Raw genomic sequence first — 13,133 nt, forward strand, 5'->3', positions numbered from 1 at the left:
TCCGTCTCCGCAGAGGTTCGCACGAACGTCCAGGTTCGCGGGCGCAGGGCCCCGAAGCGATGAGCGGGCCGGGGCGGTGCGTCAGCGTCCAGTGCGGGCGCAGGGCTGGACGCCAGCGCACCGTGCCCGCGCAGGGCTGGACGCCAGCGCACCGCCCCCGCGCAGGATCAGGCTGCGGCGGGGCTGACCGGCACGCGCACCAGCAGGACGCCGGGCTGCACGTTGGCGCGGATCTCGCGGCCCTCGCCGACGGGGTCGCCGTCGAGCTGCATCGGCATGGCCTTCTCGGCCTTGATGACGATGGTGCTGCCGGTGAGGCGGTCGAGCCGCTCGTTGGTGCGCTTCTGACGTCCGACGACACGCACGATGATCGCGAGCCAGCCGATGAACCGCTTCGGGGCGATGACCACGACGTCGAGCTTGCCGTCGTCGATCTGGGCGTCGGGCAGCAGCGGGATGCCGCCCTGCAGGAAGCCGACGTTGCCGACCACGACGGTGCGGGCGCGGAACTTCTTGTACTCGCCGTCGTCGACCTTGATCTTGACCTTCATGGCCGGGAACCGGGCGGCCTTCACTCCGCTGACGAAGTAGGCCAGCCAGCCGACCTTGCTCTTGAGCTGGTCGTTGACGCCGGTCATGATCGCGGCGTCCATGCCCAGCCCGGCCATGACGAGGAACGTCGTGCTCGTGCCGGAATCGGTCTCGAGCGTCGACAGGTCGATCGCCCGGTCCTGGCCGCCGAACACGACGTCGAGGGCGTCGCGGGTGTTGAGCGGGATGCCGAGGTTGCGGGCCAGCAGGTTGCCCGTGCCGTGCGGCAGGATGCCGACGGCCGTGCCGGTGCGGGCGACCTCCTCGCAGACGGCCAGGACGGTGCCGTCACCGCCGGCGGCGACGATGAGGTCGACCTCCTCGTGCAGCGCGGCGGTGGCCTGGCCGTGGCCGGGGTCCTCGACCGTCGTCTCGTACCAGAGCGGCTCGTTCCAGCCCGAGATCTCGGCGACCGCCCGCACCCGGGCCTTGAACTCCTCGACGTCGCCGACCTTGGAGGGGTTGATGACGACGGCGGCGCGCTTGCGTCCGGTGCCCGTGATGACGGCGAGCTCGTGGGGCAGGCGGGTGCGGCTGCTGACGACCAGCACCCACAGCCCCATCGTGACGGCCATGCCGAACGACAGCCCCGCGACGACGTCGCTGAGGTAGTGCACGCCGAGGAACACGCGGCTCGCGCCCACCCCGAGGGCCAGCACGACGAACACCGTGATGAGGACGCGACGACGCCAGCCACGTCCGGTCAGGATGATCGCGACGAGGATCGCGACGGTGAAGAACATCCCCGCGCCCGCGGAGTGCCCGCTCGGGAACGAGTAGCCGCCGATCTCGTACAGCGGCTCGTCGAACGACGGACGGGTGCGGGTGAACGCCAGCTTGAGCAGGGCGTTGCCGCCGATCGCGGCGGTCGCGCTGAGGACGATCCACAGCGCCACGGCACGTTCGCGGCGCACGAAGGCGTACACCGCGACGAGCGCGAGCACGACGGCGCACGAGATGTTGCCGAAGACCAGGGCGACCGCCTCGAGGAACGACACGAAGCCGTCGCTGCGGGACGTGACGTCGTACGCGCGGGCGGCGACGTCGAGGTCGAGGCGCATGACGGCGGACGTCTCGGTGGCGACCGCGACGACGAGGAAGGCGAAGACGACGGAGGGTACGGCGACGAGCCAGGTGATGACGGACGGTCGGCCGGGCTCGGCGCGACGCAGGTCGAACGACACAGGCTCCTCCTCAGGGGTCGGTCGATTCTAATGGACCGCGAGCGGCTCTCGTGCCGGACGATAGGCTCAGGACGTGATCGACCCCCGAATCGTGAGAGACGACCCCGACGCCGTGCGGGCCGCGCTGCAGCGTCGCCAGCTGTCCACCGACGTGGTCGACGAGCTGATCCTCGCCGACGAGAAGCGACGATCGTCCATCGCGGCCTTCGAGGCCCTGCGCGGTGAGCAGAAGAACCTCGGCAAGCTCATCCCCAAGGCCCAGGGTGACGAGAAGCAGCAGCTGCTCGCCCGCACCAAGGAGCTCAGCCAGCAGGTCAAGGACGCCGAGGTCGCACAGGGTGAGGCGGGCGAGACGTTCGACCGCCTGCTCCGCTCGCTGCCCAACCTGGCCTCGCCCGACGCGCCGCAAGGTGGCGAGGACGACTTCGTCGTGCTCGAGACCATCGGCACGCCGCGCGACTTCGCCGCGGAGGGCTTCGAGCCGCGCGACCACCTCGAGCTGGGTCAGATGCTCGGTGCGATCGACGTCGAGCGTGGCGTCAAGGTCAGCGGTTCGCGGTTCTACTTCCTCACCGGGGTCGGCGCGCAGCTCGAGCTGGCGCTGACTCAGCTGGCCATGAGCAAGGCCGCCGAGTGGGGCTTCACGCCCATGATCCCGCCGGCGCTGGTCAAGCCCAGCGCGATGGAGGGCACGGGCTACCTCGGCCAGGGCGGTGCCGAGGATGTCTACTACCTCGAGAAGGACGATCTCTACCTCGTCGGCACGTCCGAGGTCGCGCTCGCGGCGTACCACTCAGGCGAGATCCTCGACGCCGAGTCGCTGCCGCGTCGCTATGCCGCGTTCAGCCCCTGCTACCGGCGCGAGGCCGGCTCGTACGGCAAGGACACCAAGGGCATCTTCCGCGTCCACTGGTTCGACAAGGTCGAGATGTTCGTCTACACGACGCTCGAGGAGTCGTACGCCGAGCACCAGCGCATCCTGGGCTGGGAGAAGGCGTGGCTCGACGCCCTCGAGCTGCCCTACCGCGTCATCGACGTCGCGTCCGGCGACCTCGGGCTGTCGGCCATCCGCAAGTTCGACTGCGAGGCGTGGATCCCCACCCAGGGCAAGTACCGCGAGGTCTCGTCGGCGTCCAACACCACGGAGTTCCAGGCTCGCCGCCTCGACATCCGGGTGCGCGGGGCCGAGGGCGCGACGACCCCGGCGGCGACGCTCAACGGCACGCTGTGCGCCATGACCCGCACGATCATCGCGATCCTCGAGAACGGACAGCAGGCGGACGGTTCGGTGCGCCTGCCGGCCGCGCTGCACCCCCTCCTTGGCGAGGTCCTGAGGCCGCTCGCGTGAGGGTCGTCCGATGAGGGCCGTCTCGTGACGTGGCGGCCGAAGCTCGTCGCGCTCGACGTCGACGGCACGATCGTCAACGGCGACAACGAGCTCAGCGACGTCGTCCGCGACGCGGTCAACGCGATCCGCGACGCCGGCATCGAGACCGTCATCTCGACAGGCCGGGCCATCCCGGGCGTCATGGACACCGTCGGCAAGCTGGGCTTCACCGACGGCCTGGCGGTCGCGAGCAACGGTGCGGTCGTGTTCCGGTACTCCGACGACGCTGCCGACCCCGTCGACATCATCCACTCGGTGACGTTCGATGCCGCGGCGGCCGTGCGACGGGTGCTGGAGGAGGTGCCCGACGCGATCGTCGCGGTCGAGAAGGTCGGAGAGGGCTTCCGGGTCAACCGGCCGTTCCCCGAGACGGAGTTCGCCGACCAGTGGGTCATCGACGACGTCGAGAAGCTCATCGCCGAGCCGGTCACCCGCGTCGTGATCCGGTCGACCGACCACACCCCCGCGGAGTTCACGGCGATCGTCCACGATCTCGGCCTCACGGGCACCAACTACTTCATCGGCTACTCGGCGTGGCTCGACCTCGCCCCGGAGGGCGTCTCCAAGGCGTCGGGTCTCGACGTCGTCTGCGAACGTCTCGGCATCGCGCCGACAGACGTGCTCGCGGTCGGCGACGGCAACAACGACCTCGAGATGCTCCAGTGGGCCGGCCGCGGCGTGGCGATGGGCCAGAGCCCCGAAAGCCTGAGAGACGTGGCCGACGCAGTAACAGGCTCCATAGACGAAGACGGCCTCGCCGCGGAGCTCAGCAAGTACGTGTGACCCGTCCCGCCGCCGGTTTCCCAGGTTGACCCAGGAAGTTTTCGGGGCTCACCCAGAAACACTGCACCTCACCACGATCGGATCAGGGGTCAGGTGCCGGTTTCCCAGGTGCACCCCGAAACCGGCGGTATGCGGCCGGCGGACATCAGCCCCGCAAGAAGCTCAGGCGCACCTGGCGGTCGGGGTTGTCCACGTTGGTGTCGACCAGGCACACCGACTGCCACGTTCCGAGGGTCAGGCGTCCGCCGAGGACCGGCACCGTCATCGACGGTGCGATGAACGCCGGCACGACGTGGTCGCGGCCGTGGCCGGGGGTGCCGTGCTGGTGGATCCACCGGTCGTCGCGGGGCAGCAGGTCGTCGAGCGCCGTGAGCAGGTCGTCGTCGCTGCCGGCTCCGGTCTCGATGATCGCGACGCCGGCCGTGGCGTGCGGCACGAAGACGTGCAGCAGCCCGTCACCGCGGTCGCGGCAGAACTCGGCGCACTCCCGTGTCAGGTCGCGGACGACCGAGGACGAACCCGTGCGGACGTCGAACGTGATGCTGTCCATGTCTCGATCGTCCCCGACCTGGGCGAGCCAAGCACGCCGAGCCATGCCCAGGATGTCGGCAGTTGTGGACGTCCTCGGGACGATTTCACGTCGATAAGTGCCGACATCTCGGCCGAGGGAGGGGTCAGGCGACGCGGCTGGACTCCAGCTGGTCGAAGCAGTCGAGCACGGCGTCGATCGACGGCGTCGTCCCGCCGACGGCGGGCACCGAGGTGGGGTCGAGCTTCTGCTCGCGCGCCCGACGCAGGTGACGCTTGACCGTCGAGGTCGAGCACGAGAGCCGCTCGGCCAGCTGGTGGCACGTGTCCTTGGGGTACGCGGTGCGGGCGGTCATGACGGCCTCGTGGCTGACCGGTCCGCCGCCGACGCGGGCCGCGCCGTACGGCGTCGTCGATGCCTGCTGCACCTCGACGCCCAGCTGGCGACGGATCTCGGCACGGTCCTGCTCGGTCGTGCAGGCGACGAAGCCCGACACGTCGACCTCGACGACCGCGCGGTAGAGGCAGTTGACCATCATGGGGCAACCGGCGCACTGGCGGTGGGCGGAGGCGCGCTTGGCCGTGAGCCGCTCCCAGTCGGCGGCACTGACCTCGGTGCGCGAGGGCGAGGTGTGCAGCAGCTCGTCCTGGTAGACCTCGGGCACCGAGGCGCACGGGGGTGTGACGACGTCGACCATCACGGTCATGGGGGCTCCCTCTATCTTTCGGGTCGGCGACACTCCTGCGCCGATCCCTTGCATCCTTCGACGCCGAGCCACTGTGAGCGACACTCCTGCGCGCACGATGGTTCAACGTTCAAGGGGAATGCTAGAGGTACATGCCCCCGGAGGAGCCGGTTTCTCCGGAAGAGTCCGAATCGTTACCTTTGGTGTCGTTTGGACCCGGGAGAGCCAGTCGCATGTTCTGGAGCTGCGACTGCGCCTGCACCTGCTGGGCGTAGAGCGCCGCCTGGATGCCGTGGAACAGCCCCTCGAGCCAGCCGACGAGCTGCGCCTGGGCGATGCGCAGCTCGCCCTCGCTGGGGGCGTCGCCGTCGAACGGCAGGCTGAGCCGCTCCAGCTCGTCGACCAACTCGGGCGCGAGGCCGTCCTTGAGCTCCTCGATCGACTGCAGGTGGATGGTGCGCAGCCGGCTGCGACTGGCCTCGTCGAGCGGTGCCGCTTTGACCTCCTCGAGCAGCTGGCGGATCATCGCGCCGATGCGCATGACCTTGGCCGGCTGCTCGACGAGCTCGCCGAGCGGTGTGCCGTTCGGGGGGACGGTCACGGCCTGGCCGTCGGGGCCGATGATCTCGGGCTGCTGCTCACTCATGACGCCAGCCTAGTCAGGCGGTCGGACGTCACAACGTGAGCAGCACCTTGCCGGTGTGGGTCGAGTCCTCGAGCTCCTGGTGCGCCGAGCGGACGTCCTCGAGCGGGTACGTGGCGTGGATGATCGGGCGCACCGTGCCGTCCGCGACGAGGGGCCACACCTGCGCGACCATCGCCGAGACGATCGCCGACTTCTCCGAGACGGGGCGTGCCCGCAGCGAGGTCGCCATCACGGCGGCGCGCTTGGCGAGCAGTGCACCGAGGTTGAGCTCGGCCTTGACGCCGCCCTGCATGCCGATGACGACGAGGCGTCCGGCGGTGTTGAGGGCCGCGACGTTGGAGGCGAGGTACTTGCCGCCGATGATGTCGAGGATGACGTCGGCGCGCAGGTCGTGCGCTTTCATCTCCTCGACGAAGTCCTGCTCGCGGTAGTTGATCGCGAGATCGGCACCGAGCCCGCGGCAGAACGCGGCCTTGTCCTCCGAGCCGACCGTGACGACGACCTTGGCGCCGAACGCCTTGCCGAGCTGGATCGCCATCGTGCCGATGCCGCTGCCACCGCCGTGGACGAGCAGCGTCTCGCCGTGCTGCAGCTTGCCCATCATGAAGACGTTCGACCACACGGTCGCGGCGACCTCCATCAGGCCCGCGGCCTCGGTCAGCGATACGCCTTCGGGGGCGATGGCGACCTGGCCGGCCGGGACGTTGACGTACTCGGCGTAGCCGCCGCCGCTCAGCAGTGCGCACACGTGCTCGCCGGGCAAGAGATCGGTGACGCCCTCGCCGACGGCGACGATGTCGCCCGCGCACTCGAGGCCCAGAATGTCCGTGGCACCCGACGGCGGAGCGTAGAACCCCTGGCGTTGCAGCAGGTCGGCCCGGTTGACCCCGGCCGCCGTGACACGGATCAGCACCTCGCCGGGGGCGGGTGCGGGGGTGGGACGGTCGACGACCTGGAGGGCATCGACGCCGCCGGGTGTGGGAGCAGTGACTGCGCGCATCTGATGAACGGTATCGGGCCGTGATCAGGGCGCACCTGACAGGATGGTCGTCATGCGTGTAGCCGTGGTCCAGCTCGCCGCCGATGTCGACTCGGCGAGCAACCGCGAGGCCATCTCCCGGCAGCTCGCCGAGCTGGGTGCCGACGACGGCCTCGACCTCGTCGTGCTGCCCGAGGCGGCGATGCACGACTTCGGGTCTCCCGACCTCGACCTGGCACCTGTCGCAGAGCCCCTCGACGGACCGTTCGTGGCGATGATCGCCGCCGAGGCCGTGCGACTGGGGGCCACGATCGTCGCCGGCATGTTCGAGCGGACGGACGGGCTGCCGTTCAACACCTTGGTCGTCGTCGGCCCCGACGGTGCGCTGCGCATGACCTACCGCAAGATCCACCTCTACGACTCGTTCGGCTACCGGGAGTCCGAGCGGCTCCTGCCCGGAGATCTCGAGCCCGTCGTGGTGGACGTCGCTGGACGTCCCGTGGGCCTGATGACCTGCTACGACCTGCGGTTCCCCGAGCTGGCGCGCGAGCTGGTCGACGCTGGTGCCGAGGTGATCGTCATCCCCGCGGCCTGGGTCGCCGGCGACCACAAGCTCGACCACTGGCGCACTCTGTTGCAGGCCCGTGCGATCGAGAACACGGTGCACGTCGTCGCGGCAGCCCAGGGCGGCGACCGTTACACGGGTCATTCCTTGGTCGCCGACCCGTGGGGCTCTATCGTGGTCGAGGCTGATTCACACTCCCAGGTCATCCAGGCCGACGTGACGGCAGACGACGTCGCGCGGGCGCGGGAGGTCAATCCGTCGCTCGCCAACCGCAGACTCGGCAATGACAGACTCCCCAATCACAGGACGTCCTCCAGCTCATGACCTCGACCGCACAGGGTGGCCGCCGCCGCCTCGACGCCTCGGTGCCGCCGGAGTACGACGTCCCGACCCGCGAGCCGCGCATCGAGTCGGCCAAGACGGTCCGGCTCATCATGGGCGGCGTCTTCGGCCTGTGGGTGCTGGGCTTCGCCGGAGCCCTGACCGCGGTCGTCGCGGTGGGCGTGCCGTCGGTCGTCCAGCGGCCCTCAGCGGCGCTGCTGATGATCGTCTTCGCGGTGGGGCTCATTCACCGCGGCGGCGGACACATGCGCATCTGGCTGCCCATCACCGCGGTGCTCGGCGTCGTGGCGGTGGTGGCCGAGAACAACGTGCTGCTGGCCTCGGCGGCCGCCCTGACAGCCGTGCTGTCGGCGGTGTGGGCCGTCATGGTCACCCGGCCGGCCGACTCCGTGGTCGGTGCGATCCGGGAGTTCGCCCTCACGATCGTCGTCGCCCTGAGCGGCACCACCGCCGTGGCGGCCTGGAACGCCCCGGTCAACTACCAGCGGTTCAACCTCATCGTCATCGCCATCGCCATGGGTCTCGCGATCGCCCTGGTGTGGAACCTCGGTGCCGGCCTTCATGGTCTCGGACGCCAGCACCTCGCGATCCTCGCCGGAGGTGCCGCGCTGCTGCTCCTGCTCCTGGCCTACAGCAGCTTCGTCCGCACCCACGGCTCGCAGGCCCTCGTCAACGCGTTCAGCGACATCGTCACGTGGATGCGGCAGAACTTCGAGGGCGTCCCGCGTCCCGTCGAGGTGTTCATCGGCTTCCCGGCGCTCATCGTCGGCGTGTCGCTGCGGTCGAAGCGCCGCGAGGGCTGGTGGGTGCTGGTGTTCGCCGTCATCGGCACGGCGGTGCTGTCGACGTCGCTCGTCACGCCCGGCGCGTTCCCGTCCTACATCGGTCTGTCGACGCTCTACTCCGCCGTCCTCGGTCTGGCCGTGGGACTCGTCGCGCGGCACTACGCCATGCGGCAGGGCTCGGCCCGCGCCGCCCGCGCGATCGAGGAGATCGTCCGCGTCGAGCCGCCCCGCTTCGCCCCCTTGAAGTAGGGCCGCACTCCGGTGCGATAATCGGTGGCGGTGCAGCGTCTCGGCGTTGCCCAGGAGGGGTGCCGGAGCGGCCGATCGGAAGCGCCTTGAAAGCGCTCGCTGGCAGCGATGTCAGCCGCGGGTTCGAATCCCGCCCCCTCTGCCGATCGGATGTGCACGATCACGACGGCCGGATCCGCACAGCGCGGCTCCGGCCGTTGTCGTCAGTGTCCTTTTCGCTTGGCGATGAGTTGGATGACCGGAACGGTGCAGAGCGTCACCAGCAGAACGATGATGCCAAGGGGGATGACCGCCCACAGCAAGGGAGCGACGGCATCTCCCCATGGATCGTCGGAGCCCGCGGCCGGCCATAGTGAGTCGACGAGTCCAGCACCCGCCAGCATCGCCGCGAGGTGAGCATTTCCCATGATTCGCCTGGTGACGACTTCACGGTATGCGGCCTCCGGGTCTTTGGTGACGGGAGGTGTTGTGACCGGGATAAGCGCGATGGCCAGCGCGAATACCGCGACAAGAGCAGCAGTGATGGTGCCTGCGTCCTCCCCGAACCATTGACGCGCGAGGGCGTAAACGCCCGCACCGATAGGGACGTTCGTAACGATGGACAACTTGTAGATCGTGCTTGGCTTCTTCACCGGTCCATACTGGCGGGTCCCGTTGCCGGGTCGAGCTTCGCCGGGAGGTGTGGCCGCCCGCGTGTCGATCTGCCTCGAGGTGGCACCATGGTGCGGTGCAGACGACCGGATACCGCCTCGACCGACGGTTCGTCCTGACGTCGGTCGGCGTCCAGATGATCGGTGCCGGTGTCGCCGCGATGCTCGCCTTCTTCGTCTGGGGCTGGATCGGCCTGATCGCGGCGGGTCTGCTGCTGAACGCCCTGCGCTTGATCGTCCTGCCGCCCACGGTCGCGCGCACCGAGTGGGACGGCGTGCGGCTCGGCGGCCCGCTCACGGCCAAGCCCGTCCGCGTCCTGTGGTCCGACGTCGACGACGTCAGCATCGGTCAGGGCCAGCTGGTGTTCAGCCGCGGCGACGGCAGCTCGGTCGTCTTCTCGCTCGTGCACCTGGGACCCAAGGCGAACGACTTCGTGCGCGACGTCTACGACCGGCTCAACACCGCCAACGGCTACCGCAAGTTCGACCCGACGGCCTGAACGCGCAACGGCACCACCGGGCACGTCGTCACTCGGGATGACGACGAGTCCGGTGGTGCCGGGACGCATGCCTGCTCAGGCAGCTTGATCTGAACGGTCGGCGCGGAAGCGGTGATTGCGTCTAGGCCGTCGCTCCGGATCGATCGCCGCGGGCGGGATGTACTCCGGGCGTCCGTCGTCGGCGAAGACGATGTCCCAGTCTTGTGCGTGGACGATGCGGTGGTGGTGCGGGCAGATCAGCACCATGTCGTGAAGATCGGTGGTGCCGCCAGCGGCCCACGTCTTGCGGGCATGGTGTCCGACGCACCAGGACGGTGGACGGGTGCAGCCCGGGAAGGTGCAGCCGCCATCACGGCCCTCGGCGGCACGCCGCTGGGCGCGGGTGAACAGTCGCTTCTCGCGTCCGCAGTCGAGCGGCAGGGGAGCGCCGTCGAACACCATCGGCAGGATCGCCTGCTCGCAGGCCATGCGTCGCACCTCAGCGGCACTGACACGGCAGCCGGTGGTCAGCGTGCCCGCCTTGAGCCCGTCGATGAGCGACCTGAGCTCGATCGAGACGCTGACGGTGACGCCGACTCCGGCGGTCTGCGGCAGTTCGCCGCCGGGGATGTGCTCGATGAACGTGCAGAACGCCTCGGCCATCTGCTGGCCGTAGGTGGGCGGAGCGTCGTAGATCGCCGCAGCGAGATCGTCGTCGGTCTTCTTGACCTGTGGCGCGTTGAGGGCCTCGAGGGCGTTCTTGAGCATCTCTGCCTGCGCCTCGGGGATCACGAACTCACCCTTGTAGGTGCCGTCCTTGCGATCAGCCATCCAGAAGTACGACTTCTTGCGGGCCTCGGTCTCGCGATCGCGCAACGTCTTGTCTTCGTGCGCGTCGACCTCGTCGTCGTCGGCGAACGTATCGCTGATGCGGTCGGCGCGACGTCCAAGGTCTTTGAGCGACATCTTCTTGGCGTCGTCGAGCAGCTGTGTCTCGGCACCCTCGCGCTGCGCCTCGGACGGGTTGCCCGGCAGCGAACCGAGCTTGTCGGCGATGAGGTCGGCCTGTGCCTCGGAGAGCTCACCGCTGGCGAGCGCCTTCTCGGTGGCCGAGCCGGCCTGCACCTTGTTGGCTCGCTTGACCATCCTGGCCGCGGCAGCCTCGTCGCCGCCGAACATGGTGGCCAAGGCGGCACCGGTCGACGTCGCACCGACAGCCTTCGCGGCCTTGGATGCATCCGCAGCGCGGGTGGCGGCGAACAGGTGCGCCTTGACCCGGGCCTCGAGGCGGGCGAGCCTCTCGCAGGCGGCCATCTGATCTGCGGCCTGCATCGAGTCGTAGACGTCGAGCCGCAGCGCATCCAGCGCCTCGGCGATCGCGACCATCGTTGACTCGAACATGTGTTCGACTATATCGATTGGACGGGGAGCTGGCAACCCTTGGAGAGAAATAATTCACTGCAGTTGCAGGCGAAAATTAGCGAGAACCTCACCCCTTCCGAGGTTACAGATCGCGTCTGACATGGCAGTCCGCCGCGGGCGGGGTCGCCCATAGGCACAGATTGATCGTCGTGCGGTGGCGGCTGAAGCGCCTCGCACTGAGGCATGATGATCTGGCGGCGTGGTGCTGCCACGACCGATCGGGGAGGTGCTGTGGAGTCGACAGAGCATGGCGATCACAGCGAGTGCGCGGTCAGTAGGCACCCGGCTTGGCCCGACCACTCGGCAGCCGACAGGTCGCTCGTTCCACGCATCGCGGCAGGTGTCGCCGTCATCCTGCTCGTCGCGGTCGGCGCGCTCGAGATGTATCAGGGCGATGGGGTGGTGATCGTCGGGTCGCACACCCAAGGCTTCTTTCAGTTCTGGCTGGCCGGATTGGCTGTCCTGGCGAGCGCTGTGGCGTTCATAGCGGTCTTGAACCGGGCAGCGGAGGCCGAGGTTTGGGGCGCAAGATTCTGGAGACCCGTCGTCACTGCGGCAGCATTCGTCGTGTGCCCGATACTCGTCATGTTGGCGACGATCGTGGCGCAGGTCGCCGATCTCGGCGAGTACACCCGGCTGAGCGGACCGCGGGGCGCAGACGAGTACGTCGTGAGGGTCGGACCGGGGCTGGGGCAGTGGCCGTTGCAGCTCTACCGCTCCACGGGCTGGCTCCGCTACGAGGAGCTTGATGTGCCTCTGGTCATGACAGGGTCTCCCCGCACGTTCTCCGACGGTTATTACTCGGTTCGCCGCACCGATGACCGGCTGGTCCTCGAGTACCCACCGGCTGGTGGCGGTACATACACGAAGGCCGAACACGTGCTGCTTCCGATGTCCTGAGACACGTCACCCGCTCTACTTCTGCTTGAGCTTGACCGAGATGCTCTTGTTGCGCAGCGGGTTGGGCTCGACGTCCCCACGTGTGTCGGCGGTGCCGGCGTACTCGACGTTGCAGTAGGCGCGCTTCGGACGCTTGCCGAAGCCCTTGATCTTCACGGTGAGCGTGGCTTTGCCGCGCTTGAGCTTCACGGGGCGGCTCGACACGCCAGCGCGGCGCTTGTTGGTGCACAAGACTTCCACCCGGCCCGAGGTGTAGGGGAGGCCGTCCGCGCTCACCCGCACCTTGATCTCCACGGTCTGCTTGCGGGGAGAACGCTTGGCGAGCACGCGGATCGCCGAATCCCGGCGGAAGGCTCCACCCTCCTTGACGACCTGCGTCACCGGCTTCAACAGGGGGTGGGATGCCGTGATGGTGACTCCGATGAACTGCTTGAGGTCGGCTTCGCTCGTCCGGTACGTCGACGAGGTCGCGCCGACGATCGGCCTACCCGGCACGCCCAGCCTGTTGTCGTCGGACCGGTTCCACTGGTACGTGAAGGTGAGCGCCGACGCCGGGATGAGCGAGTCGCCGGTCGACCACAGGCCCGGCAAGATCGAACGCAGCTTGTTGATGCCCGTCCCGCTGCTCGTGATGAACGCGGGGTGGTTGGCGTTGTAGGTGATCTGCGGACGTTCGAGGGCCGCGTTTTGATGCATGTGACGTGTTCACCCGCGTGTCTGGTCGGTGACGACCCCACCCGACCCACCGCACGCGTACTGGCTGCAGAGGAACGGGGTCACGCGAACATCCGCCAACGGGACGCCTTCGGTATTGGTCACCGTGCCGCTGATGGTGCGGTCGTTGGCAGGTTCGCCGGAGTCGGCGCTGGACGGGCCCGAGGTCGCCACCAACGTGGCGGCGACGAGGAGGCCGGTCACGAGGACGCTGGCGGCGCGCGATGCGAGGTGCAGGTTCAT

15 protein-coding genes and 1 tRNA gene are annotated in these 13,133 nt (G+C 68.7%); 7 read left to right on the plus strand and 9 right to left on the minus strand.

The window, feature by feature from the left end; all coding sequences use genetic code 11:
* Positions 1 to 167: 167 nt before the first annotated feature.
* Positions 168 to 1,775 (minus strand): bifunctional phosphatase PAP2/diacylglycerol kinase family protein, encoded by a 1,608-nt coding sequence (locus JOF40_RS05765; protein ID WP_129180917.1) that lies wholly within the window; start codon positions 1,773 to 1,775, stop codon positions 168 to 170.
* Between the two features lie 73 nt (positions 1,776 to 1,848).
* On the opposite strand from JOF40_RS05765, the gene serS reads away from it, so the two are divergent.
* Both serS and JOF40_RS05775 read left to right on the plus strand, forming a co-directional pair.
* On the plus strand, positions 1,849 to 3,123 hold the full coding sequence (gene serS, locus JOF40_RS05770; protein ID WP_129180919.1) for a serine--tRNA ligase: 1,275 nt from the start codon (positions 1,849 to 1,851) through the stop codon (positions 3,121 to 3,123).
* A gap of 24 nt (positions 3,124 to 3,147) precedes the next feature.
* Positions 3,148 to 3,945 carry an HAD family hydrolase gene (locus JOF40_RS05775; RefSeq protein ID WP_129180921.1) on the plus strand — a complete coding sequence of 266 codons (798 nt, stop codon included), beginning with the start codon at positions 3,148 to 3,150 and terminating at the stop codon, positions 3,943 to 3,945.
* 145 nt (positions 3,946 to 4,090) lie between these two features.
* On the opposite strand, the gene JOF40_RS05780 is transcribed toward JOF40_RS05775, so the two are convergent.
* From JOF40_RS05780 to JOF40_RS05795, 4 genes are all read right to left on the minus strand, one after another.
* Positions 4,091 to 4,495 carry a YjbQ family protein gene (locus JOF40_RS05780; RefSeq protein ID WP_129180922.1) on the minus strand — a complete coding sequence of 135 codons (405 nt, stop codon included), beginning with the start codon at positions 4,493 to 4,495 and terminating at the stop codon, positions 4,091 to 4,093.
* A gap of 124 nt (positions 4,496 to 4,619) precedes the next feature.
* The gene (locus JOF40_RS05785) at positions 4,620 to 5,180 is read right to left on the minus strand and encodes a WhiB family transcriptional regulator (protein WP_188111693.1); all 561 of its coding nucleotides are present in this window, start codon (positions 5,178 to 5,180) and stop codon (positions 4,620 to 4,622) included.
* A gap of 121 nt (positions 5,181 to 5,301) precedes the next feature.
* A complete protein-coding gene (locus JOF40_RS05790; RefSeq protein ID WP_129180926.1) occupies positions 5,302 to 5,805 on the minus strand; it encodes a bacterial proteasome activator family protein in 504 nt (167 codons plus the stop codon).
* Between the two features lie 28 nt (positions 5,806 to 5,833).
* Complete coding sequence (locus tag JOF40_RS05795) at positions 5,834 to 6,805, minus strand: NAD(P)H-quinone oxidoreductase (RefSeq protein ID WP_129180928.1); 972 nt, start codon at positions 6,803 to 6,805, stop codon at positions 5,834 to 5,836.
* Between the two features lie 52 nt (positions 6,806 to 6,857).
* Here JOF40_RS05795 and JOF40_RS05800 point away from each other — a divergent pair, with 52 nt between their 5' ends.
* From JOF40_RS05800 to JOF40_RS05810, 3 genes are all read left to right on the plus strand, one after another.
* On the plus strand, positions 6,858 to 7,673 hold the full coding sequence (locus JOF40_RS05800) for a carbon-nitrogen hydrolase family protein (protein ID WP_129180930.1): 816 nt from the start codon (positions 6,858 to 6,860) through the stop codon (positions 7,671 to 7,673).
* The gene (locus JOF40_RS05805; RefSeq protein WP_129180932.1) at positions 7,670 to 8,725 is read left to right on the plus strand and encodes a hypothetical protein; all 1,056 of its coding nucleotides are present in this window, start codon (positions 7,670 to 7,672) and stop codon (positions 8,723 to 8,725) included. Before JOF40_RS05800 ends, JOF40_RS05805 begins: the two co-directional genes overlap by 4 nt.
* Before the next feature lie 53 nt (positions 8,726 to 8,778).
* Positions 8,779 to 8,867: transfer RNA gene (locus JOF40_RS05810), tRNA-Ser, on the plus strand.
* Between the two features lie 61 nt (positions 8,868 to 8,928).
* Here JOF40_RS05810 and JOF40_RS05815 read toward each other — a convergent pair.
* Positions 8,929 to 9,357 (minus strand): hypothetical protein, encoded by a 429-nt coding sequence (locus JOF40_RS05815; protein WP_129180934.1) that lies wholly within the window; start codon positions 9,355 to 9,357, stop codon positions 8,929 to 8,931.
* A 95-nt stretch (positions 9,358 to 9,452) separates the two neighbouring features.
* Between JOF40_RS05815 and JOF40_RS05820 the strand changes: the two genes are divergently transcribed.
* Positions 9,453 to 9,875 carry a hypothetical protein gene (locus JOF40_RS05820; RefSeq protein ID WP_129180936.1) on the plus strand — a complete coding sequence of 141 codons (423 nt, stop codon included), beginning with the start codon at positions 9,453 to 9,455 and terminating at the stop codon, positions 9,873 to 9,875.
* A gap of 75 nt (positions 9,876 to 9,950) precedes the next feature.
* On the opposite strand, the gene JOF40_RS05825 is transcribed toward JOF40_RS05820, so the two are convergent.
* On the minus strand, positions 9,951 to 11,255 hold the full coding sequence (locus tag JOF40_RS05825; protein WP_129180938.1) for an HNH endonuclease signature motif containing protein: 1,305 nt from the start codon (positions 11,253 to 11,255) through the stop codon (positions 9,951 to 9,953).
* 252 nt (positions 11,256 to 11,507) lie between these two features.
* On the opposite strand from JOF40_RS05825, the gene JOF40_RS05830 reads away from it, so the two are divergent.
* The gene (locus tag JOF40_RS05830) at positions 11,508 to 12,176 is read left to right on the plus strand and encodes a hypothetical protein (protein WP_129180940.1); all 669 of its coding nucleotides are present in this window, start codon (positions 11,508 to 11,510) and stop codon (positions 12,174 to 12,176) included.
* A gap of 15 nt (positions 12,177 to 12,191) precedes the next feature.
* Here the strand turns inward: JOF40_RS05830 and JOF40_RS05835 are convergent, their stop codons facing one another.
* Both JOF40_RS05835 and JOF40_RS05840 read right to left on the minus strand, forming a co-directional pair.
* The gene (locus JOF40_RS05835; RefSeq protein ID WP_129180942.1) at positions 12,192 to 12,872 is read right to left on the minus strand and encodes a hypothetical protein; all 681 of its coding nucleotides are present in this window, start codon (positions 12,870 to 12,872) and stop codon (positions 12,192 to 12,194) included.
* A 9-nt stretch (positions 12,873 to 12,881) separates the two neighbouring features.
* Positions 12,882 to 13,133, minus strand: a complete 252-nt coding sequence (locus tag JOF40_RS05840) for a hypothetical protein (RefSeq protein WP_129180944.1) — start codon at positions 13,131 to 13,133, stop codon at positions 12,882 to 12,884.

The organism is Aeromicrobium fastidiosum (genome assembly GCF_017876595.1).
Taxonomy (GTDB): domain Bacteria; phylum Actinomycetota; class Actinomycetes; order Propionibacteriales; family Nocardioidaceae; genus Aeromicrobium; species Aeromicrobium fastidiosum.